Origin of the sequence: Phycicoccus sp. CSK15P-2 (assembly GCF_016888005.1) — a bacterium.
Classification (GTDB): Bacteria; Actinomycetota; Actinomycetes; order Actinomycetales; family Dermatophilaceae; genus Phycicoccus.
This window is the reverse complement of the sequence record NZ_JAFDVE010000014.1, coordinates 91,169-116,716: the sequence shown is the minus strand read 5'-3', so window position 1 is coordinate 116,716 and position 25,548 is coordinate 91,169. Positions and strand designations below refer to the sequence as shown.

26 protein-coding genes and 1 tRNA gene are annotated in these 25,548 nt (G+C 73.4%); 16 read left to right on the top strand and 11 right to left on the bottom strand.

Going from position 1 to position 25,548, the window contains the following annotated elements:
* Nucleotides 1-150: 150 nt before the first annotated feature.
* Nucleotides 151-2,277, top strand: coding sequence for a hypothetical protein (locus tag JQN72_RS09660; protein WP_204134970.1), 2,127 nt, complete (start codon nucleotides 151-153; stop codon nucleotides 2,275-2,277).
* Between the two features lie 128 nt (nucleotides 2,278-2,405).
* Nucleotides 2,406-4,313: a propionyl-CoA synthetase gene (locus JQN72_RS09655; protein WP_204134969.1), complete on the top strand. Its 1,908-nt coding sequence runs from the start codon at nucleotides 2,406-2,408 to the stop codon at nucleotides 4,311-4,313.
* Between the two features lie 25 nt (nucleotides 4,314-4,338).
* On the opposite strand, the gene JQN72_RS18885 is transcribed toward JQN72_RS09655, so the two are convergent.
* Nucleotides 4,339-5,241: an AraC family transcriptional regulator gene (locus JQN72_RS18885; RefSeq protein ID WP_204134968.1), complete on the bottom strand. Its 903-nt coding sequence runs from the start codon at nucleotides 5,239-5,241 to the stop codon at nucleotides 4,339-4,341.
* An 18-nt stretch (nucleotides 5,242-5,259) separates the two neighbouring features.
* Here JQN72_RS18885 and JQN72_RS09645 point away from each other — a divergent pair, with 18 nt between their 5' ends.
* From JQN72_RS09645 to JQN72_RS09635, 3 genes are all read left to right on the top strand, one after another.
* Nucleotides 5,260-5,664, top strand: a complete 405-nt coding sequence (locus JQN72_RS09645; RefSeq protein WP_239100418.1) for a VOC family protein — start codon at nucleotides 5,260-5,262, stop codon at nucleotides 5,662-5,664.
* 32 nt (nucleotides 5,665-5,696) lie between these two features.
* The gene (locus JQN72_RS09640; RefSeq protein ID WP_204134967.1) at nucleotides 5,697-6,089 is read left to right on the top strand and encodes a hypothetical protein; all 393 of its coding nucleotides are present in this window, start codon (nucleotides 5,697-5,699) and stop codon (nucleotides 6,087-6,089) included.
* A 415-nt stretch (nucleotides 6,090-6,504) separates the two neighbouring features.
* Nucleotides 6,505-7,380, top strand: a complete 876-nt coding sequence (locus JQN72_RS09635) for a hypothetical protein (protein ID WP_204134966.1) — start codon at nucleotides 6,505-6,507, stop codon at nucleotides 7,378-7,380.
* Nucleotides 7,381-7,639: 259 nt separating this feature from the next.
* On the opposite strand, the gene JQN72_RS09630 is transcribed toward JQN72_RS09635, so the two are convergent.
* Nucleotides 7,640-9,289 carry a helicase HerA-like domain-containing protein gene (locus tag JQN72_RS09630; RefSeq protein ID WP_204134965.1) on the bottom strand — a complete coding sequence of 550 codons (1,650 nt, stop codon included), beginning with the start codon at nucleotides 9,287-9,289 and terminating at the stop codon, nucleotides 7,640-7,642.
* A gap of 70 nt (nucleotides 9,290-9,359) precedes the next feature.
* On the opposite strand from JQN72_RS09630, the gene JQN72_RS09625 reads away from it, so the two are divergent.
* Together JQN72_RS09625 and JQN72_RS09620 are read left to right on the top strand one after the other, a co-directional pair.
* Nucleotides 9,360-9,650 (top strand): type II toxin-antitoxin system VapB family antitoxin, encoded by a 291-nt coding sequence (locus JQN72_RS09625; protein WP_204134964.1) that lies wholly within the window; start codon nucleotides 9,360-9,362, stop codon nucleotides 9,648-9,650.
* 7 nt (nucleotides 9,651-9,657) lie between these two features.
* Complete coding sequence (locus tag JQN72_RS09620) at nucleotides 9,658-10,203, top strand: LytR C-terminal domain-containing protein (RefSeq protein ID WP_204134963.1); 546 nt, start codon at nucleotides 9,658-9,660, stop codon at nucleotides 10,201-10,203.
* Nucleotides 10,204-10,264: 61 nt separating this feature from the next.
* On the opposite strand, the gene JQN72_RS09615 is transcribed toward JQN72_RS09620, so the two are convergent.
* Nucleotides 10,265-10,354, bottom strand: a tRNA-Ser gene (locus JQN72_RS09615).
* 80 nt (nucleotides 10,355-10,434) lie between these two features.
* Entirely contained in the window at nucleotides 10,435-10,869 is a 435-nt protein-coding gene (locus JQN72_RS09610) for a nucleoside deaminase (RefSeq protein ID WP_204135056.1), read from the bottom strand.
* Between the two features lie 52 nt (nucleotides 10,870-10,921).
* Here JQN72_RS09610 and upp point away from each other — a divergent pair, with 52 nt between their 5' ends.
* From upp to JQN72_RS09590, 4 genes are all read left to right on the top strand, one after another.
* Nucleotides 10,922-11,563, top strand: coding sequence for a uracil phosphoribosyltransferase (gene upp, locus JQN72_RS09605; RefSeq protein ID WP_204134962.1), 642 nt, complete (start codon nucleotides 10,922-10,924; stop codon nucleotides 11,561-11,563).
* 135 nt (nucleotides 11,564-11,698) lie between these two features.
* Nucleotides 11,699-11,866 carry a hypothetical protein gene (locus JQN72_RS09600; protein ID WP_204134961.1) on the top strand — a complete coding sequence of 56 codons (168 nt, stop codon included), beginning with the start codon at nucleotides 11,699-11,701 and terminating at the stop codon, nucleotides 11,864-11,866.
* Nucleotides 11,867-11,869: 3 nt separating this feature from the next.
* Entirely contained in the window at nucleotides 11,870-12,877 is a 1,008-nt protein-coding gene (locus JQN72_RS09595; RefSeq protein ID WP_204134960.1) for a PH domain-containing protein, read from the top strand.
* Between the two features lie 168 nt (nucleotides 12,878-13,045).
* Entirely contained in the window at nucleotides 13,046-13,993 is a 948-nt protein-coding gene (locus tag JQN72_RS09590) for a hypothetical protein (protein WP_204134959.1), read from the top strand.
* A 55-nt stretch (nucleotides 13,994-14,048) separates the two neighbouring features.
* Here JQN72_RS09590 and purF read toward each other — a convergent pair whose 3' ends face one another.
* Together purF and JQN72_RS09580 are read right to left on the bottom strand one after the other, a co-directional pair.
* Nucleotides 14,049-15,665: an amidophosphoribosyltransferase gene (gene purF / locus JQN72_RS09585; protein WP_204134958.1), complete on the bottom strand. Its 1,617-nt coding sequence runs from the start codon at nucleotides 15,663-15,665 to the stop codon at nucleotides 14,049-14,051.
* Nucleotides 15,666-15,692: 27 nt separating this feature from the next.
* On the bottom strand, nucleotides 15,693-15,935 hold the full coding sequence (locus JQN72_RS09580; protein ID WP_204134957.1) for a hypothetical protein: 243 nt from the start codon (nucleotides 15,933-15,935) through the stop codon (nucleotides 15,693-15,695).
* A gap of 120 nt (nucleotides 15,936-16,055) precedes the next feature.
* Between JQN72_RS09580 and JQN72_RS09575 the strand changes: the two genes are divergently transcribed.
* From JQN72_RS09575 to JQN72_RS09560, 4 genes are all read left to right on the top strand, one after another.
* Nucleotides 16,056-17,636, top strand: a complete 1,581-nt coding sequence (locus JQN72_RS09575) for a molybdopterin-dependent oxidoreductase (protein WP_204134956.1) — start codon at nucleotides 16,056-16,058, stop codon at nucleotides 17,634-17,636.
* 177 nt (nucleotides 17,637-17,813) lie between these two features.
* Entirely contained in the window at nucleotides 17,814-18,455 is a 642-nt protein-coding gene (locus JQN72_RS09570) for a fasciclin domain-containing protein (RefSeq protein ID WP_204134955.1), read from the top strand.
* 19 nt (nucleotides 18,456-18,474) lie between these two features.
* On the top strand, nucleotides 18,475-19,077 hold the full coding sequence (gene sigK, locus JQN72_RS09565; RefSeq protein WP_239100416.1) for an ECF RNA polymerase sigma factor SigK: 603 nt from the start codon (nucleotides 18,475-18,477) through the stop codon (nucleotides 19,075-19,077).
* Entirely contained in the window at nucleotides 19,074-19,823 is a 750-nt protein-coding gene (locus JQN72_RS09560; RefSeq protein ID WP_204134953.1) for an anti-sigma factor domain-containing protein, read from the top strand. The genes sigK and JQN72_RS09560 overlap by 4 nt, the downstream gene beginning before the upstream one ends.
* 5 nt (nucleotides 19,824-19,828) lie before the next feature.
* On the opposite strand, the gene JQN72_RS09555 is transcribed toward JQN72_RS09560, so the two are convergent.
* Nucleotides 19,829-20,680, bottom strand: coding sequence for an LLM class flavin-dependent oxidoreductase (locus JQN72_RS09555; protein ID WP_204134952.1), 852 nt, complete (start codon nucleotides 20,678-20,680; stop codon nucleotides 19,829-19,831).
* The gene (locus JQN72_RS09550) at nucleotides 20,677-21,054 is read right to left on the bottom strand and encodes a sterol carrier family protein (protein ID WP_204134951.1); all 378 of its coding nucleotides are present in this window, start codon (nucleotides 21,052-21,054) and stop codon (nucleotides 20,677-20,679) included. The genes JQN72_RS09555 and JQN72_RS09550 overlap by 4 nt, the downstream gene beginning before the upstream one ends.
* Nucleotides 21,055-21,091: 37 nt before the next feature.
* On the opposite strand from JQN72_RS09550, the gene JQN72_RS09545 reads away from it, so the two are divergent.
* Nucleotides 21,092-21,889: a fused MFS/spermidine synthase gene (locus tag JQN72_RS09545; RefSeq protein WP_307812567.1), complete on the top strand. Its 798-nt coding sequence runs from the start codon at nucleotides 21,092-21,094 to the stop codon at nucleotides 21,887-21,889.
* 17 nt (nucleotides 21,890-21,906) lie between these two features.
* Here JQN72_RS09545 and JQN72_RS09540 read toward each other — a convergent pair whose 3' ends face one another.
* The 3 genes from JQN72_RS09540 to JQN72_RS09530 are packed head-to-tail and all read right to left on the bottom strand — an operon-like array spanning nucleotide 21,907 to nucleotide 25,546.
* Entirely contained in the window at nucleotides 21,907-24,045 is a 2,139-nt protein-coding gene (locus JQN72_RS09540) for a xanthine dehydrogenase family protein molybdopterin-binding subunit (protein ID WP_204134949.1), read from the bottom strand.
* A complete protein-coding gene (locus JQN72_RS09535; protein WP_204134948.1) occupies nucleotides 24,042-25,043 on the bottom strand; it encodes a xanthine dehydrogenase family protein subunit M in 1,002 nt (333 codons plus the stop codon). The genes JQN72_RS09540 and JQN72_RS09535 overlap by 4 nt, the downstream gene beginning before the upstream one ends.
* On the bottom strand, nucleotides 25,040-25,546 hold the full coding sequence (locus tag JQN72_RS09530; protein WP_204134947.1) for a 2Fe-2S iron-sulfur cluster-binding protein: 507 nt from the start codon (nucleotides 25,544-25,546) through the stop codon (nucleotides 25,040-25,042). Before JQN72_RS09530 ends, JQN72_RS09535 begins: the two co-directional genes overlap by 4 nt.
* Nucleotides 25,547-25,548 lie beyond the last annotated feature (2 nt).

The window sequence follows — 25,548 nt, the reverse complement described above, 5'->3', positions numbered from 1 at the left end:
CGTCGGAGCACCGCGTCATCGGGCCCCTCGACGCCCTCCGGGTTGCGAGTTCTCGCAACATTCCCGAAGCCCGTGAGCACGGCGGCCGCACCACCGTATGCTCCGTTCGCCCGGCTCCACCATCCGCTCATCTGGGGGTTCGACACACCGATGTCACGCCGCATCATCACGGGAGCACTCTCCCTCGCCGCGCTCGTCGCACCACTGCTCACCGTTCCCGCCGCCGGGGCCGGCGTCTCGCCCCGGGAGGCCTTCTCCGCCTTCACCACAGAAGGGGTCGAGGGCTCTTCCCTGCTCGACGCCGGGGGCTACTCGTCCGTCGGGAGCTCGAACCTCACCGTCACCCCGGCGAAGGACTCCGTGACGTTCTCGGCGGTCCTCGACCCGTGGACCGCGACCATCAGCGGCCCGGCCGACGGCGACCTCACGCCCGGCACGTTCTCGGTCGCCCGGTCGTCCGGGGCCGGCACCGTGGGCCTCGACGTCCAGGGGGACGGCAGCACCTGTGGCGGAGGCGGAGGCACCGTGACCATCCACGAGGTCAGCCGCGACGGGGAGGGCGTCATCGACTCCCTCGCCGCCACCTACTCGCTGAGCTGCGAGGAGGGTGAGCCCGCCAACGTCGGCGAGCTCCGCTACGACTCCACGGTGGACTACGAGCGGTTCGGTGACGTGGCCCTCGGCGAGACCACGGACTACCGCACGGTCACCGTGTCGGCGGAGGAGGAGACGACCTTCGGCGCTCTCGCCGTGCCGGGCGACGGGGTGTGGGTCACCAGGAACGACACCTGCTCGTCGAAGACCGTCCCGGCCGGCGGGTCCTGCACGGTAGACATCGCCGCCCACCCGCGGACCGCCGGCGGGACGACCGCCTGGCTGACGCTCCCGAGCGACAGCGGCGACCGCGTCGTCAGCCTCACCCTCGTCGCCACCGTGCGGGCCGGCGGCACCTACACCCCGCTGCCCGCGGCGCGGCTGCTCGACACCCGCCGCAAGGTCGGGGTCTCGACGACGACGCCCATCGGCCAGCGCGCGTTCAAGGACGTCAAGGTCGTCGGCCGCGGCGGCGTCCCGTCGGCAGGGGTCTCCGCCGTCGTTCTCAACATCACCGCGATCAAGCCGACGAAGCGCGGCTACCTCACGGTCTACCCGACGAACCGCTCGCGCCCCACCGCGTCGTCGGTGAACTTCAACGCGGGCTGGGTGGGCGCGAACCTCGTGACCATCCCGGTGTCCTCGACCGGCAAGGTGCGCATCTACAACAGGGCGGGCTCCACCCACGTCGCGGCCGACGTCGTCGGGTACTACCACTCGCCGACCAGCACGGCACGGTCCGAGACCACCGAGCTGGCCGGGTTCAACTCGATCGAGCCCACCCGCGTCGTCGACACCCGGACGGCGGACTGGGGCAAGGAGCCCCTCGGCCCGAAGTCCTGGCTCTGGACCACCGTGAGCTTCGGCCCCGAGTTCGACCCACGCGTCATGGCCTACGCGGTCAACGTCACGGTGACCCAGCCCAGCCGGTCCGGCCACCTGACGGCGTTCGACGGCTCCGACAGGTCCGAGCTGTCGAAGACCTCGACCCTGAACTTCGACGCCGGCAAGACGGTGCCGAACATGTCGATCATCAAGGCCGGTCGCTGCCGGGCCGAATGCGACTACCCGGAGGTCCCCATCCCCCGGATCGGCATCTACAACGCCTCGCTCGGAACCGCGCACATCGTCGTCGACGTCGTGGGCGTCTACTTCCGTGACTCGGACGAGGACTACGGCTGGCGCTACCGGAGCCTCGAGACGCCGACGCGCTTCGTCGACTCCCGCATCGGCCAGGGCCTGTTCTCGGACCTCGGGCACAACCAGTCCCGCGCCGTCAAGGTGCCGTCACCGATCGCCGGGTACAACACGACGGCCGTCGTGTCGAACACGACCGTGGCGCAGCCCAAGAACCGCACCGTCATCACCCTCTGGCGGAACGACGGATCGGCACGACCGAACGTGAGCAACCTCAACCCGTACCCGGGCCAGGTCGTCTCGAACATGACGATGACCGATGTCTGGAGCCAGAACGACATCCGGGTGCACAACCTGTCCGGGACGACCCCGATCGTGATGGACGCCGCCGGCACGATGGAGTACTACCCGTCGTTCCCGACCCCTGGTGCCCGGCTCGCGGCAGCCGGCGGCGAGGGCGACGCCCCGACCGGCGACTCCGCCCCGAAGGGTTCCGACCGGCCGTCGCCGACGCCGGGCCGGCACGGGGTGGTCCGCGCCGGCTGAGAGCCCGGGCCCCACGACGTGGCGGCCGGTCGTCCTCCGTGACGTCCGGCCGCCGCGTCGTCCGCCCGCTGACGGACGTCCCCGCCCGCTCCCTGGTCCGGACGGCCGTGCCCCGTCACGATGGGCCCATGAGCAACGGCGCCTACGCAGCAGCACACGAGCAGTCGCTCGCCGACCCCACGGCGTTCTGGGGCGAGGCGGCACGGGCGGTCGAGTGGACGACCGAGCCGGCCACCGTCCTCGACGACAGCGACCCACCCTTCTACCGGTGGTTCCGCGGAGGCAGGCTCAACACCTGCTTCAACGCCCTCGACCGGCACGTGCGCGACGGCCGTGGCGACCAGCCGGCGCTGCACTACGACTCCCCCGTCACCGACACGCGCGAGACGTTCACCTACGCCCAGCTCCTCGACCGGGTCGCCACCTTTGCGGGGGCGCTCGCGGATCTGGGCGTCGAGAAGGGCGACCGCGTCGTCGTCTACATGCCGATGGTCCCGGAGGCCGTCGTCGCGATGCTCGCCTGCGCCCGGCTCGGGGCGATCCACTCGGTCGTGTTCGGTGGGTTCGCCCCCGCCGAGCTCGCGGCCCGGATCGAGGACGCCCGGCCGAAGGTCGTGCTCGCGGCGTCGTGCGGCATCGAGCCGACCCGGGTCGTCGACTACATGCCGATGCTGCACGGAGCCCTCGACCGCAGCGAGCACACACCCGAGACGGTCGTCGTCCTCCAGCGCGAGCAGTCGCCGGCCGAGGTGGGCGAGCGCTCCACCCCGTGGGAGGAGATGACCTGGGACGAGTGCGTCGAGGGGGCCCAGCCGGCCGACTGCGTCGACATCGAGGCCACGGACCCGCTCTACGTCCTCTACACCTCCGGCACGACCGGCCGCCCCAAGGGCATCGTCCGCGACAACGGCGGGCATGCCGTGGCGCTGCGCTGGTCGATGACGAACGTCTACGGCGTCGGCCCGGGCGACGTCTGGTTCACGGCGTCCGACGTGGGATGGGTCGTCGGCCACTCGTACATCGTGTACGCCCCGTTGCTCACCGGCGCGACGACGGTGCTCTACGAGGGCAAGCCGGTCGGCACCCCGGACGCGGGCGCGTTCTGGCGGGTGGTCTCCGCCTATGGAGCCAAGGCGATGTTCACGGCACCGACCGCCTACCGCGCCATCAAGCGCGAGGACTCCGCCGGCGAGCTCATGGCCGGGTACGACCTGTCCTCGCTCGAGACCGTCTTCCTCGCGGGCGAGCGGCTCGACCCCGACACCTACGAGTGGGCGACGCGGATGCTCGGCGTGCCCGTCGTCGACAACTGGTGGCAGACCGAGACCGGGTGGCCCGTCGCGGCGAACCTGCGCGGCCTGGAGCCGATGCCGATCAAGCCCGGGTCGCCGTCCGTGCCGTGCCCCGGCTACGACGTCCAGGTCCTCGACGAGAACGCACGGCAGGTACCGCCCGGCACCGAGGGAGCCATCGCCATCGAGCTGCCACTGCCGCCGGGCACCCTGCCCACGCTGTGGGGGGACGACGACCGCTACGTCTCGGAGTACCTGTCGGTGTACGACGGCTACTACCTCACCGGGGACGGCGGGATGGTCGACGAGGACGGCTACGTGTTCGTCATGGGCCGCACCGACGACGTCCTCAACGTCGCCGGGCACCGGCTCTCGACCGGCTCGATCGAGGCGGCGCTCGCCGGGCATCCGGCGGTCGCGGAGTGCGCCGTGATCGGAGTCGCGGACGACGTCAAGGGCCAGGTCCCGCGCGGGCTCGTCGTCCTCAAGGGCGGGGTCGACGAGGAGGCGGACGGCGAGCGCATCCGGGCCGAGCTCGTCCAGCGGGTCCGTGACGAGGTCGGGGCGGTGGCCAGCCTCAAGCAGGTGGACGTCGTGCCGGCCCTGCCCAAGACGCGCTCCGGGAAGATCCTGCGCAAGACGATGCGCGAGATGGCCGACGGGAGGACCCCCACCGTGCCCGGCACCATCGAGGACGCCTCGGTCCTCGACCGGCTCGCCCCCGTGCTCGCCCCGAGGGCCTGAGCGGCCGGACGTCGACACGGCACCCCTACTCCATACCCGCGGGGGTGCGGGTGTGAGCCTGCTCCGGCCCGCCCGAGCGGCTTCGCCCACGGTCGCGGTAGCGGGCCGGCGGAACCCCCACGAGCGCGGTGAACTCCCTCGTGAAGTGGGCCTGGTCGTACCAGCCGTAGCGGTGCGCGAGGTCCGTGATCGAGCCGTCGTCCCCGGCGTCGAGCGCCGAGACGACGTCGTGCATCCGGTACCGGGCGAGGACCCACTTCGGCCCGACGCCGAGGTAGCGCTCGAAGAGCCGCTGGAGGCTGCGCGGCGTCGTCCCGTGCCGCTCCGCGACGTCCCCCACGGTGAGGAGCGAGGGCTCCTCGAGCATGTCGGCCACCACCTCGAGCAGCCGGACGTAGCGCTCGTCCGGACCGCGGGACCGCGCCAGGTCGGCCACCCCCTCCTCGGCGACGGACGCCCAGGCATCGGCGTCCTCGGCGAGGGCCGGGTCGGCCAGGGAGGCCACGAGCGTCGCGGGCAGCACCTCGGACGCGGCGACCGTGTGGTCGACCCAGGCGCCGGCGGGGACCCCGGAGACCGCGACCAGCCCACCCGGCCGGAACCTCAGACCGTTGACGAGACCACGCCCGCGGACCTCGACGTCGAAGCGCCGGGTGCACACACCGGTGACGAGCAGGGTCTCGCCGCGCGGCTGCTCCGGCCGGGGATGGCTCAGGTGCTCGAGCGTGAGGGAGCAGGTGGGGTGCGGCAGCACCTCGCTCGCGAACCAGCGGCCCTCGGGGAGGCCCCAGCGCAGCGACCAGCGGTTCTCGACCCAGGATGCGGCGACATCGCCCGCCGGGTGCCGCTTGAGAGACACGTGGCGGGCGAGCTCCTCGGGGCGCAGCACGCCGCCGGTGGTGGCCGTCGCGTTCTTCCAATCCGCCACGCCGCCCAGCGTAGGACGATGGCCGGACATCCCCTCTCCGGAAGGAACCCGATGGCGATCGCCGCGTTGAAGATGGTGACCCTCGACAGCTCCGACGTCCGACGGGACGCCCTCTTCTGGGCCACCGTCCTCGGGTGGGGCGTGGCCCACGAGCAGGAGGAGTACGCGATGCTCGTCGGCCCGGACGGCCTCGCCCTCGGCCTCGGCCTGGTCGCCGACCACGTCGCCCCGGGCTGGCCGAACGAGCAGGGCAGCAAGCAGTTCCATCTCGACCTCGCCGTCGACGACCTCGAGGCCGCCGCCGTGGCCTGCGCCGAGGCAGGCGGCACCGTCCCCGACGACCAGCCCGGCGAGACCTGGACCGTCGTCCTCGACCCGAGCGGCCATCCGTTCTGCCTGACCCGGGCCGAGAGCTGGGGCTGACGCCGGGCGCCACGGCGGGCGAGGATGGGGCGGTGATCACCGTCGAGCTCGCCCGCGACCTGCTCGGTGTCGGGGTGCTGTGGGAGCCGGCCGCCGGCGACCGGTTCGTCGTCGACGCCGAGCTGCTGACCGACGAGGTGTTCTGGGTGTCCGACCTCACCGTCGAGGTCCACACCCACAACGGGCAGCCGCTGCTCGGGTTCAACGGGACGACGGAGTGGGCACTCGACTCCGTGACCCTCGACCAGGCGCTCTGGCTGCCGCGGGAGGACCAGCTGCGCGAGCTGCTCGGTGACCGGCTGACGGCCGTCGTGCGCACGGCCGACGGATGGCGCGTCGAGTACGCGACGGCACCCGGCGAGCTGCACGCGGTCGAGGACGCCGACCTCGAGTGCGCCTACGCCCGGGCCGTCCTGGCCCTCTGACCCTCCCGGCGCTCGGGGCGAGCCCTGCCGCTCCCGTCCGCCAGCCGGAACAGCGCGACACCACGTCCGCCGCTACCGCCTGCGGGCCGGATACACCGAGATCCCACCGGCGGACACGACACGCACGCCACCAGCACCCCAGCCCACGAGGATGTATCCCGCCCGTTGCCACCCCGCGGATCCGGGCAGCTCCGCGCTAGTCCGAGGACGCCCACCACCGCGACGACGGGCGGGATACACCGACACCGCGTGCGCCGGCGAACACCGCACCGGCCCGGCACCCGCCGTGTCTCGATGTATCCCGCCCGCTCGCCACCACCCTCGCCATCCGCCACTCACCCCCCACCCCGCACCCGCTCGCAGCCTGTGGATGACGCGCCGGGCCGCCTTCCGTTCGCGGGCAGACTCCGGACCCATGGACGTCGCCCAGCAGCTGCACCGCCTCGGTGGCGTCGCGCGGCGCCACGAGATCGAGGAGGTCACGGGTCGGCGGGCGCTCGAGGAGGCCGTGGCATCGGGTGCGGTCGTCCGGGTCGCCCGGGGTCGCTACGCCCTGCCCCTCGCCGACGCCGCCCGGGACGCGGCACTGCAGCTCACCGGCACCGCCATTCTGCTCAGCGCCGCGTCCGCGTGGGGCTGGCCCACGAAGTGGCCCGCCGCACGGCCGCAGGTCGCCGTACCGCCGGGCCGAACCGTCGAGCCTGCCGTCCGGGAGAAGTACGACGTCCGATGGCGTGCGGTGCCGCACGACCAGCGGGTCGACGGCTGGCTCGCCTCGCGGGTCCGGACCGTGCACGACTGCTGCGCGCTCCTGCCCTTCGACGAGGCGCTGTGCGTCGTCGACGCAGCCCTGGCAGAGGGACGGGTGAGCCCGCGGATGCTGGCCGACGTCGCGCACCTCCCCCCGCGGGTCCGGGCGAAGGTGCTGCCCGTGGTCGAGCAGGGCACGCAGCGGTCCGGTGGCCCGTTCGAGACCGTGGTGCGGGCGGTCGCGCTCGACGTCGCCGGTCTGGGCCTCCGGCCGCAGGTGACCATCCGGGACGCGGACGGCGTCGTGGGGCGGGTCGACCTCGCCGACGAGCGGCTGCGCATCGTCGTCGAGGCCGACAGTAGCGAGTTCCACGCCGGCCGCGCCGACTTCGCCCGCGACTGCGAGCGCTACTCACGGCTCACGGTCGCCGGATGGCTCGTCGTCCGGGTTCCGTGGGTCGTGGCGATGCACCACCCCGAGCGACTCAGGCAGTGGCTGGAGCGCGCGGTGGCGCTGCGGCTGGACGGACGTCCCGGCTGACGCGGCCGCCCCCGGCGGGCCGGATACACCGACGGATGACCGGCCCCCGGGCCACACACGGAACCCTCGGCACATCCCGCCCGGATGTATCCCGCCCGCCACCACCCCGGCGCGGGACCCTCGCCCGGCGGGCCGGATACACCGACGAACGGACGGCCCCCGCGCCACACACGGAACCGTCGGCGCATCCCACCCGGATGTATCCCGCCCGTCAGCGAACGCCGGGGGCGACCCCCCGGTGGCGAGGCAGCGGGCCTGGTCAGCGGCGCTTGGACGTGCCGAAGACCGAGCGGGTGATCTCGCGGCCGATCACCGTCCCGGCCGACCGCAGCATCGACCGGAACGCCGACGACTTGACGACCTGCTCGACCATGCCCGGCTCCTTCGCCTTGCGGGCCTCCTCCTTCGCGGCGGCCTTCTCGGCGGCGAGGCGCTCCTTCTCGGCGGCCTTCTCCGCCGCGACACGGGCCTTCTCGGCCTCCTCCGCAGCAGCGGCGTCCGCCTCGGCCCGGGCCTTGGCGGCGGCCGCGGCCTCCTCGGCCTTCACCCGCTCCACGGAGGCCTTGTCGAGCATCTCGAGCGCGGAGTCGCGCTCCTGCGCCTCGCCGTACTCGGCCATCAGGGGCGAGGCCGCGACCGCCGCAGCCACGGTCTCCTCCGGCGAGGGGTCCATGCTCGACTCGGGCGCGCGCATCCGTGTCCAGGCGACCGGGGTCGGCGCGCCCTTCTCGGAGAGCACGGTGACGACCGCCTCCCCGGTACCGAGCGAGGTGAGCAGCTCCTCGAGGTCGTACGCGGTGTGCGGGTAGGTCTTGACGGCCGCCCGCAACGCCTTGGCGTCGTCGGGCGTGAAGGCGCGCAGCGCGTGCTGCACCCGGTTGCCGAGCTGGCCGAGGACGTCCGGCGGGACGTCCTTCGGGGACTGGGTGACGAAGAAGATGCCGACACCCTTGGAGCGGATGAGCCGGACGGTCTGCTCGATGGCGTCCTGGAAGTCCTTGCTCGCGCCGTCGAAGAGCAGGTGTGCCTCGTCGAAGAAGAAGACGAGCTTCGGCTTGTCCGGGTCGCCCACCTCGGGCAGGTCGTGGAAGAGGTCGGCGAGCAGCCACATGAGGAAGGTCGAGAACAGCTGCGGACGGTCACGCACGGCGGGCAGCTCGAGCATCGAGAGGATGCCGCGGCCGTCCTCGGCGGTGCGCAGGAAGTGCGAGGTGTCGAGCTCGGGCAGCCCGAAGAAGGCGTCGGCGCCCTGGTCCGAGAAGGCGATGAGCTCGCGGAGGATGACGCCGGCCGTGGCCGACGACAGGCCACCGAGCTCCTTGAGGTCGGCCTTGCCCTCCTCGGACGTCAGGTGCTGCACGACGGCCCGGAGGTCGGCGATGGTGTCGAGGTAGAGGCCGTGCTTGTCGGCGTAGTGGAAGACCAGGCCCAGGCTGGACTCCTGCGTGGCGTTGAGGCCGAGCACCTTCGCGAGCAGCGTCGGCCCGAAGGTCGACACCGCGGCACGCACCGGCACGCCGGTGCCCTGGCCCCCGAGCGCGTAGAACTCGACGGGGTACGCGGTGGGCTCCCAGGTGAGGCCGACGTCCTGCATCCGGGCGTCGATGCGCTCGTTGGCGGTACCGGGAGTCGCCATCCCGGAGAGGTCGCCCTTGACGTCGGCGAGGAAGACGGGCACCCCCTGCTCCACGAGCTGCTCGGCCATGAGCTGCAGGGTCTTCGTCTTCCCGGTGCCCGTGGCACCCGCGACCAGGCCGTGCCGGTTGAGCACCCCGAGCGGGATGCGGACGACGGCATCGGGATGCGCGGTGCCGTCCGCGACCGCCGCGCCGAGCTCGAGGGACGGCTCGTCGAAGGAGTAGTCGGTGCGGATCTCGTCGATGAGGGTCGTGCTCTCGCTCTCGCTCACGTCGGCCAATCTAGCCCGGCACCGGGTTTCGCTTCGAGGCTCGGACACTCCGCGGCCATAGAGTGAGCCCGTGATCTTCAAGGCCGTCGGCGACTCTCGCCCCTACCCCGACCACGGGTACACGGGGCGGCAGTGGTCCGAGGTGCCCCCGCGGCTGGTCCGGCTCGACGAGCTCGTGACCACCAAGCGCGAGCTCGACCTCCACCAGCTGCTCGCCGAGGACTCCACGTTCTACGGCGACCTCTTCGCCCACGTCGTCGAGTGGGAGGGGACGCTCTACCTCGAGGACGGTCTGCACCGCGCCCTGCGCGCCGCGCTGCAGCAGCGTCCGACCCTCCACGCCAGGGTCCTGTCCCTCTGAGCCCGAGATGAGCGAGTACACGACGGAGTCACCACGGTCGGTGGCCGCGCGCCAGCGACGCCGTCGGGCCCTCATCACGATCGGGGTCGTGCTTCTCGGTCTGTTCTTCGCGTTCTGGTACGGGCTCTCCTACTACCAGGCCGACGAGCAGCGCCGGGACTCCCGCGTGGCCGCCCCCACGTGCCAGCCGTTCGACCCTGACGTCCTCCTGCCCGAGGACGTCACCGTCGACGTCTTCAACTCGACGAAGCGCAACGGGCTCGCGGCGTCCACGGCCAAGGCCATCGAGGGCCGCGGCTTCGCCATCGGCAAGATCGCCAACGACCCCCGCGACGGGAAGGCGCCCGCCGTCGCGGAGGTCCGCCACGGGCCGGCGGGCGAGGCGCAGGCGAAGCTCGTCATGACCGTCATGCCCGAGGGCACGGAGCTCGTGGCGGTCGACCGCAAGGGCAACGGGGTCGCCGTGGCCGTCGGCACGAAGTTCAAGAACCTTGCCCCCGCCGCCACACCGTCGGGCCTGCCGACCTGCCCGCCCCCGACGGAGGAGGGCTGAGACCAGCATCCACCGCCACCCGAGAACCGAAAACGCCCCGCTGCCGCGGGGCGTTTTCGGTTGGCGGTGGCGGTGGGATTTGAACCCACGGAGGGCGTGAACCCTCACACGCTTTCGAGGCGTGCTCCTTAGGCCGCTCGGACACGCCACCGCCGGAGAGGGTACCCGAGGCCGTCGCCGCGCCCGAAATCGGGACGGGGGTGGGCGGCGGGCCGCCCTCGGCCCGGCAGGTCAGCCCCGGTGGCCGGCGAAGAAGCGGCGCACGACCTCGCCGCACTCGTCCTCGAGCACCCCGCCGACGACCTCCACGCGGTGCGTCACCCGACGGTCGCGCGGGACGTCCCACACCGACCCGCAGGCCCCGAGCTTGGGGTCCCAGGCGCCGAGGACGACCCGGGCGACCCGAGCCAGGACGAGGGCGCCGGCACACATCGGGCAGGGCTCCATCGTCACGACGAGGTCGCATCCCTCGAGCCGCCACGAGCCGGACGCCGCAGCGGCCGCTCGCAGCGCCACGACCTCGGCGTGCCCGGTCGGGTCCCCCTGGGCCTCGCGGACGTTCCACCCCTCGCCGAGGACGGTCCCGTCCGGCCCGACGACGACCGCCCCGACGGGGACGTCCCCCGCCGCAGCGGCGCGGTCGGCGAGCGCCAGGGCACGGCGCATCCGCTCGACGTCGCGCGGATCGGGGGGAAGGGGCACGCGCTAAGTTTCACCCATGCGCGTGATCAACCCGGACCACCGGCTCATCGCCCACAAGCTGACCTACCTCCGGGACGAGCGCACCGACTCCCCCACGTTCCGGCGGCTCGCCGAGGAGCTGATGACCCTCCTCGCCTACGAGGCCACCCGCGACGTGCGGGTCGAGCCGTTCGAGATCCGCACCCCGGTCGCACCCACGACCGGCATCAAGCTGTCCAACCCCAAGCCGCTCGTCGTCCCCATCTTGCGGGCCGGCCTCGGGATGCTCGAGGGGATGGTCCGGCTGCTGCCGAGCGCCGAGGTCGGTTTCCTCGGGATGCAGCGCGACGAGGAGACCCTCGAGCCCATGACGTACGCCAACCGGCTGCCGGACGACCTGTCCGGGCGCCAGGTCTACGTCCTCGACCCCATGCTCGCGACCGGCGGCTCGATGGCGGACGCCATCCATTACCTCGTCGACCGCGGCGCCGACGACATCACCGCCGTGTGCCTGCTGTCCGCCCCCGAGGGCATCGCCAACCTCGAGACGTCGGTGGCCGGGATCGAGTGCCCGGTGACGCTCGTGACCGGAGCCATCGACGAACGGCTCAACGACGTCGGCTACATCGTCCCGGGTCTGGGCGACGCGGGGGACCGTCTGTACGGCGTCGCACAGTAGTCTCGGCCCGGGCACATCGGCCGTTCGGCCGACACGCCGGGACATCGAGCCTCATCCGTCACACAGGTCACTTCTGCGACGATCGGTGCTCGAGGCGTGCACAGGGTGCGCCCCGCTGCAGGAGGACGGTTCAGCATGCCCCCGGTCAAGAAGATCGTGATGTGGCTCGTCGTGGTCTTCCTCCTCTACGCCATCCTCACCTCCCCGCAGTCCGCCGCCGACATCTTCGGCTCGGCCTGGGACGTCCTCTCCAACGGGGTCCGCAACATCGCGGAGTTCTTCGACAGCCTGCTGCGGGGCTGACCCGTGGCGCGGGTTCACGCCGTCACGGACGGAACCCCGGAGACCGTCGAACACGACCTCTCGGTCATGCCGTACCGGGTGCGCCACAGCCTGGTCCGGCAGCTCGCCGAGGGCGAGCGCATCGTCATCCGCACCCGGCAGAGCCCGCTGGTCCTGGCCCGCGACGCCCTGTGGCCGGTGCTCACCGGATGGCTCTGGTGGTGGCTCGTCGTCGACGTCAAGGCCGCCCCCCGGCTCATCGACCTCGTGTTCCTCGGCTTCCTCGTCGCGCTGGGACGGCTCGGCTGGAAGGAGCTCGAGCGCCAGTACACGTGGTTCGTCGCGACGAACAAGCGCATCCTCAAGCACGAGGGGATCTTCACCCGCAAGGTGCCGATGATGCGGCTGACCAAGGTGACCGACATGACCTACCACCGCTCGCTCGGCGGAGAGATCTGGAACTACGGGACGATCGTCATCGAGAGCGCCGGCCAGAAGCAGGCCATCCGCGAGCTCGTCTACATCCCCGACCCGGACGAGGTCAACGCCGCGCTCAACTCCGAGATCTTCGGGGAGCGGCCGCGCACGAAGCCGCCCCGCACCGGTCGCAGCTGGCCCCTGCTCTCCCGGCGCCAGCGCCGGGGTGACGACGGCGAGGACGACGGGCCCCGCGGCGGAGGGTCCGGCGGCGGTCCGCAGCCGAGCGACCCCGGCACCGGAGGAGTCGACATCTCACCGGCCGGGCACCCACCGCCCCCGCGGACCCAGCCCGAGACGTGGTACCGCAGCTCGAACCGCGGCGGGCCGGCCCGGCTCGGCGACACCGGCGAGATCCCGGTCGTCCGCGCCGAGGACGTCGAGGCGTGGCAGGCGCAGCGCTCCGCCGCCGACACCCCGCACACCCAGGATGCCGACCCCTTCCGCCGGTGGTCCGAGCCGGCGGCCGAGCACGACTGGGCGGCCGACGGTGGCGACGAGGTGCGCGAGATCCCGCTCTACCCGCCGCGCGACTGGGTCGACCGCACCCGCTGACGCGGCTGCGCGAGCCCTGCCTCCGCGTGGGTCGAGGTGAAAACCGACCTCGTGACGGTCTCGTCTCACCTCGAACCGGCAGTCCACAGGCCGCCTGTCCCGACCGACCGTCCACAGCGGAGCACGCCGAGATGTCGACGACCCACTCCGCGCACCGATCGTGAGGTGATGCGCACCCCGTCGCCGCCCGTGTCCGTGGCCGAGCGCCGCCGTCGCGCCCGGGGCCTGGCGTCGGACCACGACGGCGTGCTGTCCCGCTCGCTCCTGCGGTCGGTCGGTGTCGACCACCGGATGGTGCGCCGCGAGGTCGCCGCCGAACGGTGGGCCCTCCATGGGGTCCAGACCGTGGCCATGACCACGGGCCCGCTCGGGGACCTCGCCCGGCGCTGGCGCGGGGTCTGGGAGGTCGCCGCCGGCGTCACGGCGGTCGACGGGGTGACGGCTCTCCAGCACGCCGGGATGGTCGGCTACGACGACGAGCAGGTGCACGTCTCCGTCAGGCACACGACCGAGGTCGTCCCGGTCGAGGGGGTGACCATCCACAAGGTCGCTCGGAGGGGCGGCGACGAGGTCGTGCGGGCGGGCCTGCCCCGCACCCGGCCGGCGGTGGCTGCGGTGCGCGCGGCGCACTGGGCGGTGAGTGACCGGCAGGCCGCGCTGCTCCTCGCGATGCCGGTACAGCAACGCCTCTGCACGGGCGAGCAGCTGGTCGCGGCAGCGCGGGAGGTCCGTGGCCGCACGCGCCGGGCACTCATCCCGCTCCTGGCCGGCGACATCGCGGGCGGGTCGCACTCGCTGGGCGAGCTCGATGTCGTCGCGGCGTGCCGTCGGCGGGGCCTGCCCGCACCGGCGCGCCAGCAGGTGCGCCATCTGCCGAACGGGCGCGCCTACCTGGACATGGCGTGGCCGGAGGCGAAGCTCGCCGTTGAGGTCGACGGCGCGGGCCACACGTGGGGCCTCGCACCACACGACGATGCCTTGCGTCAGAACGCCGTGCTCCTGGGTGACGAGCTCGTGCTCCGGGTCCCGGTCATCGGCTGGCGGCTGACCCCTGATGCGTACCTCGACCAGATCTGCGACGCCTACCGCAGCCGGCTGGCTCTCGGTTCGAGGTGAAACCCGACCTCCAGAAGGTCTCGTCTCACCTCGAACCGGGCAGGACAGCCGGCCCTCAGGGACGCAGGACGGCCTCGTGCGCACCGCCGCCCGCGGACGTGGGGACGCCCTCGACGTCGAGCACCGGCGTGTCGACCAACGGGGCCTGTCGCTGGGGGTGGCGCTCCCCGACCACGCGACCGTCCGGCCCGCCGTCGGTCTCGAGCGGCAGCTCGAGCTCGAGGACCCCCTTGCCGAGCCGGCCGTCCTCGGGCAGCGCCACGGGATAGTGCCCCGAGAAGCACGCCGTGCACAGCCGGTCGCGGGGCTGCCCGGACGCCTCGATCATCCCGTCCTCGGAGATGTACCCGAGCGAGTCGGCGCCGATCGAGTTGCACACCTCGTCGACCCCGAGGCCGGTGGCGATGAGCTCGGCGCGGGTCGCGAAGTCGATGCCGTAGAAGCACGGCCAGCGCACCGGCGGCGAGGAGATCCGCACGTGCACCTCGGCCGCGCCCGCCTCGCGGAGCATCCGCACGAGGGCGCGCTGGGTGTTGCCCCGCACGATCGAGTCGTCGACGACGACGAGCCGCTTGCCGCGGATGACCTCGCGCAGTGGGTTGAGCTTGAGCCGGATGCCGAGCTGGCGGATGGTCTGCGAGGGCGCGATGAAGGTGCGCCCCACGTAGGAGTTCTTGACGAGCCCGTGCCCGAACGGGATGCCCGACTCCTGCGCGTAGCCGATGGCGGCCGGCGTCCCCGACTCGGGGGTGGGCATGACGAGGTCGGCGTCCACGGGGTGCTCACGGGCCAGGGCCCGGCCCATCTCGACCCGTGACTCGTGGACGATGCGCCCGGCGATCGTGGTGTCCGGCCGGGCGAGGTAGACGTACTCGAAGACGCAGCCCTTCGGCGAGGCCTCGGCGAACCGCTGCGAGCGCAGCCCGTCCTCGTCGATGGCGACGAGCTCGCCCGGCTCGACCTCGCGGACGAACGAGGCGCCGACGATGTCCAGGGCCGCGGTCTCGGACGCGACCACCCACCCCCGCTCGAGACGGCCGATGACGAGCGGGCGGATGCCCTGCGGGTCCCGCGCGGCGTAGAGCGTGTGCTCGTCCATGAACACGAAGCAGAAGGCTCCGCGCAGCATCGGGAGGACCTCGAGCGCGGCGGCCTCGACGGTGCGGTCCGGGTCGGAGGTCAGCAGCGCCGTGACGAGCGCGGTGTCGGTGGTGTTGCCGCGGGCGAGCTCACCGCGGTGGCCGTCGACGTGGTGGCCCGCGACGACGTCCCGCAGCTCGGCGGAGTTGATGAGGTTGCCGTTGTGGGCCAGCGCCACGGTGGAGCCGGAGTGGCCGTCGAGCGTCGGCTGGGCGTTCTCCCACGTGGAGCCGCCGGTCGTGGAGTAGCGGCAGTGCCCGACGGCGAGGTGGCCGCGCAGCGAGGCGAGCGAACGCTCGTCGAAGACCTGGGACACGAGCCCCATGTCCTTGTAGACGAGGAGACGCTGGCCGTCGGAGGTGGCGATGCCGGCCGACTCCTGACCGCGGTGCTGCAGCGCGTAGAGCCCGTAGTACGTCAGCTTGGCGACGTCCTCGCCGGGGGCCCAGACACCGAAGACCCCGCAGGCGTCCTGCGGGCCCCTCTCGCCGGGGAAGAGGTCGTGGCTGAGGCGTCCGTCTCCGCGTGGCACGTGCTCCAGTCTCCCACAGGGGCCGGGTCAGGACCGGCGCGACCAGCCGTCGAGCGCGAGCGCCACGAGAGCGGCGACCAGGGCGAACAGTGCCGCCCCGAGGAGGCCGAGGTAGCCGACGGCCGCGGTGGGCGAGTACGCCTGCTGGGCCAGGGCCGTGCTCGTGTCCTCCCACCGGCCGCTCGACGCGACCCAGCCCCCGACGGCGAAGCCGAGGACCGCCCCGGTGAGGATGAACGGCAGGAAGCGCGGGCGTCGGACACGTGACACGTTCCTTACGGTAGGCGACCGACCGGCCCCGCCGGGAACCGGGACGGCCGACGATGGTCCGGTGCACCGCCGTACCCCGACGACGCCATCCGTGACGGCCGCCCGTTCCGAACGCCTGTCATGACCACGACCCAGCGCCCCATCGCCGCGTACCGGCCCGGACGGGTCTGGTACGCCGCCACCGCCCTGCTCGCCGCCGCCGCCGGTGCCGGTCTCGGGCATCTCGTGGCGGGACTCGTCTCACCGGACGCCTCACCGGTCCTCGCGGTCGGCTCGACCGTCATCGACGCCACCCCGACGCCGGTCAAGGAGTGGGCCGTCTCGACGTTCGGCACCGCCGACAAGCCGATCCTCGTCGGCTCGGTGTCCCTCGTGACCCTGCTGCTCGCCGCCGGCACCGGTGTCGTGGCCCGCACGCGCCGGACCCTCGGTGTCGTGCTCCTCGCGGTGCTGGCCTTCCTCGCCATCGTCGCCGCGGCGACCCGCCCGACCACCCAGCCCGTCGACCTCGTGCCGGGGCTGGTCACGGTCGTCGTCGGGGTCCTCGCCGCGCAGTGGGTCTACGGTCTGCTGGACCGCGAGGGCGACGCGGCCACGGACCCGGCGTCCGGCGCCGGTCCGGACCACACCGCCCACACGGACGGCACGAGCGGACGCCGCACGGTGCTCGCCGTCGCGGCGGGCCTCGGCGCCGTCGCCGCGACCGGGGGTGGCGTCGGGCAGGTGCTGGCCCGCCGCGGCGCACCGTCGGACGTCGTCCTCCCGAGTGCCACGAACACCCTCGAGCCGCTGCCGCGGGGTCTGGAGGAGTCGGTCCGCGGGATCAGCTCGTTTCGCACGCCGAACGACTCCTTCTACCGGATCGACACCGCCCTCGTCATCCCGCGCGTCGACGCCGGGTCCTGGGAGCTCACGATCGACGGGGACGTCGAGTCGCCCCTGACGATCTCCTACGACGAGCTCCTCGCGATGCCGATGATCGAGAAGGACATCACGATGACGTGCGTCTCCAACCCGGTCGGCGGTCCCTACGTCGGTGCCGCACGCTGGATCGGCGTGCCGGTCCGTACCCTCCTGGAGCAGGTCGGGGTGCGCGACGGCGTCGACCAGATCCTCAGCCGCTCCACGGACGGCATGACGATCTCGACACCGGTGCAGGCGCTGACCGACGACCGCGACGCGCTCGTGGCCGTCGGGATGAACGGCGAGCCGCTCCCCGCGGTCCACGGCTTCCCGGCCCGGCTCGTCACGCCCGGCCTCTACGGGTTCGTCGGTGCGACGAAGTGGCTGACGCAGATGACGGCCACGACGTACGCGAAGGACGAGGCCTACTGGACCGAGCGGGACTGGGCCATCGACGCCCCGATCTTCACGCAGGCCCGGATCGACACCCCGAAGCCGCTCAGCACCCAGACCGCGGGCGAGGTCGTCGTCGGCGGGGTCGCCTGGGCCCAGCAGCGGGGCATCGCGAAGGTCGAGGTGCAGGTCGACGACGGCGACTGGCAGGAGGCCGAGCTCGGCCCCGACGCCGGCATCGACTACTGGCGCCAGTGGTCCCTGCGCGCCGACATCGAGCCCGGCCGCCACACCGTGCGCGCCCGCGCCACCGACGAGGACGGACGGACCCAGACCGAGGACCGGCAGGAGCCCTTCCCCGAGGGTGCCACCGGGTGGCACTCGGTGGTCGTCTCGGCCGAGTGAGCCCCTGCCCTGTCCGCCGTCCGCCGTCCGCACCTCGCGTGCGGGCGGCGTCGTCGTGACCGAACCGTGACCCGGAGATCGTGAGAATCGCTGGACCACAGCCAATCCACCTGCTGCCCGGTGCCGAACCCCTGGTGTACGACGAAGGAAAACCCACCCGCTGAAGGAGTCCCTCCGATGCGCACCACCCGAACCACGATCGCAGCCCTTGCGCTCGCCCTCCCCCTGTCCCTCGCCGCCTGCGGCTCGGACGACTCGACCTCCGGCTCGAGCGACACGATGACCAGCTCGGCCGCCCCGTCCGCCAGCCCCTCGGAGTCGATGAGCGACGCCATGGGCGGCGAGCCCTTCGGTGCCGCCTGCGCGGACGTCCCGGCCGACGGCGCCGGCTCGTTCGACGGCATGGCCCAGGATCCCGTGGCCACCGCCGCGAGCAACAACCCGGCGCTGTCCACCCTCGTCACCGCGGTCGGCGAGGCCGGCCTGGCCGACACGCTGAACTCGGCCGAGGACATCACGGTCTTCGCGCCGGCGAACAGCGCCTTCGAGGCCCTCCCGAAGGAGACCATGGACGCCGCGATGGCCGACCCGGAGGGTCTGCTCACCGACGTCCTCACCAACCACGTCGTCGAGGGCCGCCTGTCGCCCGAGGACGTGGCCGGTGAGCACGAGACCCTCGGTGGCGGCACCATCACCGTCGAGGGCTCCGGCGAGGACTTCACCGTGACCCCGGGCGACGCCAAGGTCGTCTGCGGCAACGTGCAGACCGCCAACGCCACCGTGTACATCATCGACCAGGTGCTCGTCCCCGAGGGCTGAGTCGTCCACAATGGATCGCATGACGGCCGCCTCCTCGGACCCGCCCACCAGCGAACCCGGGGAGGCGGCTGCACGCGGTCCCGACCTCGGCGGGATGCTCCGCCGGTCCGCCCGGGGCGACGAGTCCGCGTTCGCCGAGCTCTACGACGCCACCTGCCGGCGCATCTACGGGCTCGTCCTGCGCATCGTGCGCGACCCCGCCATGTCGGAGGAGGTCACCCAGGAGGTGTACCTCGACGTCTGGCGGACCAGCGCACGGTTCGACGGGGCGAAGGGCAGCGCGATCTCGTGGCTCATGACCATCGCCCACCGCACCGCGGTCGACCGGGTCAGGTCGAGCGAGGCGTCGCGCCGACGCGACGACGCCCACGCCACGGCCACTCAGGAGGTCGACTTCGACCAGACCGCGGAGGCGGCGCACACGTCCATCGAGGCACAGCGGGTCCGCAAGGCCCTCGAGAGCCTCACCGAAGCACAACGCAGCGCCGTCGAGCTCGCCTACCTCGGCGGTTACACGCACACCGAGGTCGCGTCCCTGCTCGACCTACCCCTCGGCACAGCGAAGACCAGGATCCGGGACGGTCTCATCCGTCTCCGGGACACGTTGGGAGTACCGGCATGAGCCCCGATCTGCACCACCTGAGCGGTGCATACGCGGTCGACGCCCTCGACATCGACGAGCGCTCGTCCTTCGAACGCCACCTCACGGCGTGCCCGGCCTGCCGGGCGGAGGTCGCCGAGCTCCAAGGGGCGGCGCACGCGCTGTCCTCCCTGAGCGACGTCGCTCCACCTGCCTCGCTGCGCACGTCCGTGCTCAGTGGCATCGCCCACGTGCGCCCGCTGCCCCCGGTCGGGCCCGAACCGGAGGAGCACACGGCACCGGCCCCGGCCGAGTCCGAGCAGCTCGCCCCGGTGGTCCCGCTCCTGCGCCGACCGCGCAGCTGGGTCGCGGCAGCCGCAGCCGCGGCCGCGGTCGTCGTCGGCGGCGTCGCGGTCAACGCCTGGACCACCCCCGAGCCGGCGCTCACCGCCGCCCAGCAGGTCCAGGGCGCCGGAGACGCGGCGACCGTGACGAGCGAGAAGGAGGGGACGAGCGCGACCCTCGCGTACAGCCGTGAGCTGGACCAGTCCGTGCTCACCGTCTCCGGCCTGGCGCCGGCGCCCGAGGGGATGACCTACCAGCTCTGGTACGTCGGCACCGACGAGGTCGCCCGGCCCGCCGGGTTCCTCACGCCGAGCGACGGTCGGGGCGAGGCGCTGCTCCAGGGCAGCGTGTCGGCCGCGACCGCGGTGGGCGTGACGGTCGAGCCGGCCGGGGGCTCGTCGTCCCCGACGAGCGACCCGATCATGGTCATGGCCGTGGCCTGACCGCCTCACCGCACGAGCGACCCCGCCACCTCCTCGAGGACGGCGGGGTCGCCCGCGTACGGCCCCTCCGCCCGCGGCCAGTGGCACACGACGTCGGTGAAGCCGAGCTCGGCCGCCCGGCCGGACATCTCGGCGTGCAGCCCGGCCGACTCCAGGCTGTAGCGCGGCGAGGAGTCGAGCGAGAGGTAGCGGTCGGCGGCCCCGCGCCCGGCCGCCGTGCGCGCCTCGTCGAAGCGTTCGACGAGCCCGGCGACGTGGCCGAACCAGGCATCGAGCGTGTCGCCGCGTCCGCCGTACGTGACCCAGCCGTCCCCGTACGTGCCGGCGACGCGGACCGACCGTGGCCCGTTCGCCGCAACGAGCAGAGGGACGCGGTGGCGTACCGGCCCGGGCAGCGTGCGGGCGTCCCGCGTCGTGAACCACTCGCCGTCGTGGTCGACGTGGTCCTCGCGCAGCAGACGGTCGAGCAGCGGCACGAACTCGTGGAAGCGCGCGACCCGGTCGCGCAGCGTGAGGTCGCTGCCGAGCAACCGTGCGTCCAGGTCACCTCCCGTGCCCACGCCGCAGAGGAACCGCCCGCCGCTCAGGTCGTCGAGGGTGATGACGTCCCGGGCGTACGTGTAGGGGTGGTTCTGGTTCGGGGAGGACACGAACGTGCCGAGCCCGATGCGCTCGGTGACGCCGGCCGCGGCGGCGAGGGTGGGCATGGCGCTGCGCCAGGGGCTGTCCGGCAGCCCTCCCCACACGAGGTGGTCGTAGGTCCACGCGTGGTCGAAGCCCAGCTCCTCCACCGTCCGCCAGCGGGGTGCGGCCTCGGCCCACGGCTCGTCGGTGAGGAGGACGACGCCGTGCCTCATCGCGTGTGCCCGTCGGTGAGCGGCAGCAGCCCGGAGAGGTCGGCCCGCGTGCCGCTGACCCGGAGCACGCCGTCGGCCAGTGCCGCGGCCCAGGTCATCCGGCCGGTCGTCAGGCAGAGCCAGGTCTCGGCGTCGGTCTCGACGACGTTGGGCGGCGTGCCACGGGTGTGGCGGGGGCCCTCGACGCACTGCACGACGCCGAACGGCGGCACCCGGACCTCCACGCTGTTGCCCGGGGCCCGCTCGGCGAGCTCCTCGAGGGTGAAGCGGACGGCCGTGCCACGGGTGGCTCGGTCGAGGGAGTCGCTCTCGGCGACCCAGGCGGCGAGGGCGGCACGGCCCTGGTCCGGGCTCGTCCGGCGACGCGGTGGCATGCCGCAGACGCTACCGGGACGCCGTAGCCTTCCGGCCGTGGGTGAGCCGCGCTTCGAGACGGACGGGACGGTCGTCACCGTCGTCCTCGACGACCATCCGCAGTCGGCCGTCGACCTCGGCGACCCGACGCTGCTGACCTTCGAGTACGTCCAGCACCTCGCCCTGTGCGTCGAGGCGCTCGCCGGCGGCGGACCGCTGCGGACGACGCACGTCGGCGGGGCGGGGCTGACCCTGGCCCGATGGCTGCAGCACACCCGGCCCGGGTCGCCGCAGGTCGTCCTCGAGCCGGACACCGGGCTCACCGAGGCGGTGCGCCGCGAGCTGCCGTTGCCCCGCGGCCACCGCATCCGGGTGCGGCCGGTCACGGGGGAGGACGGGATGGCAGCCCTGCGGGACGCGAGCGCCGACCTCGTCGTCCTCGACGCCTACGCGGGCGGCCGGGTGCCCGCCGGCCTGACCACCCGGGAGTGGCTGAGGGACGCCTGCCGCGTCCTCGGGGACGCCGGCCTGCTGCTGGCCAACCTCGCGGACGACCGGGGGCTACGCTACGTGGCCAGGGTCGGTGCCGGGGCGCAGGAGACGTTCGGTCACGTCGCGCTCGTCGGGCTGCACGAGGTGCTCAAGGGTCGCCGGTTCGGCAACGTCGTGCTCGTGGCGTCCGTCCGGCCGCTGCGCCTGTTCGACCTCCGGCGGGCGTGCGCCTCGGCCGCGCTGCCGACCGGCGTCCTCACCGGCGCCGAGCTGGCCCGGAAGGCACCAGGCAGCCTTCCCTTCACGGCCGACGACGCCGAGCCGTCACCGGAGCCACCGGACCGCGACGGCTGGCGCCGCTGACGTCACGCCGCCGGTGGTCAGCGGTCCACCTCGAGGAAGCGGTCGGCCGTCACGGGCAGGGACCGAACCCGCACCCCCGTCGCGTGGTAGGCGGCGTTGGCCACCGCCGCGGCGGTCCCCACGATGCCGATCTCCCCGATACCGCGCGAACCCATCGGGGTGAACTCGTCGTCGCTCTCCTCGAGCCACTCGGCGTCGACGTCGAGCACGTCGGCGTGCGACGCGACGTGGTAGCTGGCGAGGTCCTGGGTGACGACGTGGCCGAACCGCGGGTCGCGCACCGACTCCTCGTGCAGGGCCGCGGACAGGCCCATGACGAGCCCCCCGAGGAGCTGGCTGCGCGCCGTCGTCGGGTTGACGACCCGGCCGACGGAGTAGACGCCGAGCAGCCGCGGCACCCGGATCTCGCCGGTCCACCGGTGCACCCGTACCTGCGCGAACACCGCGCCGAAGGAGTGGAAGACGTGCTCGCCGGACAGCGGGTCGTCGTCCGCGGAGGCGACGACCTCGGCACCCGGCTCCGGGGCGTCCCCGTGGGCGGCGGCGAAGGCCTGCGCGGCCGCGACGACGGTGGCCCCCCAGGAGCTCGTGCCCGACGAGCCACCGGCCACGGACGCCGACGGCAGGGACGTGTCCGCGATGTGCAGGTCGACGTCCGCCGGCTCGACGGCGAGCGCGTCGGCGGCGATCTGGGTGAGCACCGTGCGGGCGCCGGTGCCGATGTCGACGCACCCGATGGCCACGTCGTACCGGCCGCCCTCGAGGGCCGTCACCCGCGCGGCGTTGCCGGGCATCCGGTAGCCCGGGTACGTGGCGGCGGCGACGCCCGTGCCGACCCACCAGTCGCCGTCGACGGTGCTGCGCGGCTGCGCCGAGCGCTCCGCCCAGCCGAACCGTTCCGCGCCGCGCTCCAGGCACTCCGGCAGCCGGCGGATGCTGAACGGCTTGCCGGACTCGGGGTCGACGTCCGGCTCGTTGCGCAGCCGCAGCTCGACGGGGTCGAGCCCGCACGCCTCGGCCAGCTCGTCCATCGCGACCTCGTGCGCGAAGATCCCGGGCATCTCCCCCGGGGCGCGCATCCACGACGGGACGGCGACGTCGAGGACGGCGAGCCGGTGCGATGTCCGCCGGTTCGGCGCGGCGTACATCATCCGGGTCGCGACGGCGGTCTGCTCGGCGAACTCCTTGACCGCGGAGGTCTGCTCGTAGGCCCGGTGCTCCACGGCGGTGAGCCGCCCGTCGGTGTCGGCGCCGAGCCGGAACCGGGAGACCGTCGCCGTGCGGTAGCCCGTGAGCGCGAACATCTGCTGCCGGGTGACGGCCAGGGACACCGGCCGGGGTGCGACGGCCCGGGCGGCGAGCGCGGCCGCGACCGTGGACGCGTGCGGCATCCCCTTGCTGCCGAACCCCCCGCCGACGTAGGGCGCGGTGACCCGCACCTGCCCCGGCTCGAGCCCGAAGAGCGGCGCCACCGTGCTCGCCACGCCGTGGACCGCCTGGGTCGAGTCGACGAGGCGCAGCACCTCGTCGCCGTCGCCGTCGCTCCAGCGGGCGAGCGTGGCGTGCGGCTCCATCGGGTTGTTGTGCTCGTGCGGCGTGGAGTACTCGCCCTCGACGACGACCGCCGCCGCCTCGAGCGCGGCGTCGACGTCGCCCTGGTCGGAGTCGGTGTCGAAGGCGGGGTTGACCGAGTCGGGGCGGTAGGTGGCGCCGTCGGCGGAGAAGCGGGCGTCGTGGTCCTCGGCGGCGTAGCCGACCTCGACCAGCGCCGCGCCCTCGCGGGCGGCCTCCACGGACTCGGCGAGCACGAGCGCGACGACCTGCCCGCGGAAGTGGACGCGGGCGTCCTGGAGGACGGCGAGCTCGCCGTCGTCGGTGTCCTCGAGGCGGGGCGCGCTCGTGTGGTCCAGCACCGCGACGACCCCGGGGTGGGCCAGGGCGGCGGCGGGGTCGACCGCGTCGACCGCGCCCTTGGCCACGGTCGACTGGACGAGCCACGCGTACAGCGGGTCGGCCAGCCCGTCCTCGCCGTGGTGCTCCACGCCGTAGCGGGCGGCGCCGGTGACCTTCTCGGGGCCGTCGACCCGGCCCAGGGCGGTGCCGACCGAGCGCGGGGTGATGGGGGTCGGGGTCTGCTCCACCGTCTCGGTGCTCATGCGTCCTCCGTCGTCGCCAGGGTCGTCAGGGTGTGCGCCGTGGTCCCGCGCAGCATCGGGAGCTTGTACGCCGTCCCCTCGCTCGTGCGCGCGGTCGCCAGCTCGGTGTCGACCGCCGCGGCGACCGTGTCCTCGTCGAGCGCCTGCCCGACCAGGGCCCGCTCGGCCAGCTCGGCCCGCCAGGGCTTGTGCGCCGCGCCGCCCCACACGATGCGCACGTCGGCGACGGTGTCGCCGTCCATCCGCAGCGCGGCGGCCACCGACACGAGGGCGAAGGCGTAGGACGCCCGGTCGCGCACCTTGCGGTACGTCGAGCGGGCGGCCAGGTCGGTCAGGGGGAGCTCGACGGCGGTGACGAGCTCGTCGCGGGCCAGCGTCGTGTCGCGCTGCGGCGCGTCGCCCGGCAGGCGGTGCAGGTCGGCGACCGGGAGCCGCCGCTCGCCCTCGGGTCCCAGCACGACGACGACGGCGTCGAGCGCCACCATCGCGACCGCCATGTCCGAGGGATGCACGGCGACGCAGTGCTCGCTCGCGCCGAGCACCGCGTTGTACCGGTCGTAGCCCTCCAGAGCCGAGCAGCCCGAGCCCGGCTCGCGCTTGTTGCACGGCGTCGTCACGTCCTGGAAGTACACGCATCGGGTCCGCTGGAGCAGGTTGCCGGCCGTGCTCGCCTGCTGGCGGATCTGCCCCGACGCGCCGGCCAGCAGGGCCCGCGAGAGGGCGGGCAGCCCGGAGCGGACGAGCGGGTGGGCGGCGAGGTCGGCGTTGCGGACCGCGGCCCCGACGCGCAGCACCGGTCCGTCCGGCGTCTCGCGGGTCTCCACCTCGTCCAGCGGCAGCCGGCTGACGTCGACGAGCCGGCCGGGCCGGGCGACCCCCAGCTTGAGGTGGTCGACGAGGTTGGTGCCCCCGCCGAGGAACATCGCGTCGGCGTCGGCGGTGACCGCCTCGACCGCCTCCTGGGCGCTCGAGGCCCGCACGTAGGTGAGCTCCCTCATGCCTGCGCCGCCTCCCGCACCGCCGCGAGGATGCCGGCGTACGCGCCACACCGGCAGAGGTTGCCGCTCATCCGCTCACGGATCTCGTCGTCGGTGAGGTCGGTGTCGCCCTCGAGGTCCTCCGTCACGTGACTCGGGTGGCCCTGCTTGGCCTCGTCGAGCATCCCGACCGCCGAGCAGACCTGGCCCGGGGTGCAGTAGCCGCACTGGTACCCGTCGTGGTCGAGGAACGCCTGCTGGACCGGATGGAGGCCCTCGCCCTCGCCGAGCCCGCCGGCCGTGACCACCTCGGCGCCGTCCTGGGCGACGGCGAGGGTCAGGCAGGTCAGGTGGCGCCGGCCGTCGAGCAGGACGGTGCACGAGCCGCACTGCCCGTGGTCGCAGCCCTTCTTCACGGTGGTGACGCCGAGCCGTTCCCGGAGGGCGTCCAGCACGGTGGTGCGCGTGTCGACGGTGACCTCGTGCGCGGTCCCGTCGACGGTGAGCCTGATCGTCGCGTCCATGT

Excerpts from the sequence above, each read along its gene's own strand:
- JQN72_RS09645 (WP_239100418.1), top strand. The coding sequence starts at position 5,260 with ATGGCCGGACATCCCCTCTCCGGAAGGAACCCGATGGCGATCGCCGCG.
- JQN72_RS09610 (WP_204135056.1), bottom strand. The coding sequence starts at position 10,869 with ATGCGCCGTGCCCTGGCGCTCGCCGACCGCGCCGCTGCGGCGGGGGAC.
- JQN72_RS09600 (WP_204134961.1), top strand. The coding sequence starts at position 11,699 with ATGCCCCCGGTCAAGAAGATCGTGATGTGGCTCGTCGTGGTCTTCCTC.
- JQN72_RS09560 (WP_204134953.1), top strand. The coding sequence starts at position 19,074 with ATGAGCCCCGATCTGCACCACCTGAGCGGTGCATACGCGGTCGACGCC.
- JQN72_RS09530 (WP_204134947.1), bottom strand. The coding sequence starts at position 25,546 with ATGGACGCGACGATCAGGCTCACCGTCGACGGGACCGCGCACGAGGTC.
- JQN72_RS09590 (WP_204134959.1), top strand. The coding sequence starts at position 13,046 with ATGCGCACCCCGTCGCCGCCCGTGTCCGTGGCCGAGCGCCGCCGTCGC.
- sigK (WP_239100416.1), top strand. The coding sequence starts at position 18,475 with ATGACGGCCGCCTCCTCGGACCCGCCCACCAGCGAACCCGGGGAGGCG.
- JQN72_RS09550 (WP_204134951.1), bottom strand. The coding sequence starts at position 21,054 with ATGCCACCGCGTCGCCGGACGAGCCCGGACCAGGGCCGTGCCGCCCTC.
- JQN72_RS09540 (WP_204134949.1), bottom strand. The coding sequence starts at position 24,045 with ATGAGCACCGAGACGGTGGAGCAGACCCCGACCCCCATCACCCCGCGC.
- JQN72_RS09635 (WP_204134966.1), top strand. The coding sequence starts at position 6,505 with ATGGACGTCGCCCAGCAGCTGCACCGCCTCGGTGGCGTCGCGCGGCGC.
- JQN72_RS09620 (WP_204134963.1), top strand. The coding sequence starts at position 9,658 with ATGAGCGAGTACACGACGGAGTCACCACGGTCGGTGGCCGCGCGCCAG.
- JQN72_RS09575 (WP_204134956.1), top strand. The coding sequence starts at position 16,056 with ATGACCACGACCCAGCGCCCCATCGCCGCGTACCGGCCCGGACGGGTC.
- JQN72_RS09535 (WP_204134948.1), bottom strand. The coding sequence starts at position 25,043 with ATGAGGGAGCTCACCTACGTGCGGGCCTCGAGCGCCCAGGAGGCGGTC.
- JQN72_RS09660 (WP_204134970.1), top strand. The coding sequence starts at position 151 with ATGTCACGCCGCATCATCACGGGAGCACTCTCCCTCGCCGCGCTCGTC.
- JQN72_RS09555 (WP_204134952.1), bottom strand. The coding sequence starts at position 20,680 with ATGAGGCACGGCGTCGTCCTCCTCACCGACGAGCCGTGGGCCGAGGCC.
- JQN72_RS09570 (WP_204134955.1), top strand. The coding sequence starts at position 17,814 with ATGCGCACCACCCGAACCACGATCGCAGCCCTTGCGCTCGCCCTCCCC.
- JQN72_RS09655 (WP_204134969.1), top strand. The coding sequence starts at position 2,406 with ATGAGCAACGGCGCCTACGCAGCAGCACACGAGCAGTCGCTCGCCGAC.
- upp (WP_204134962.1), top strand. The coding sequence starts at position 10,922 with ATGCGCGTGATCAACCCGGACCACCGGCTCATCGCCCACAAGCTGACC.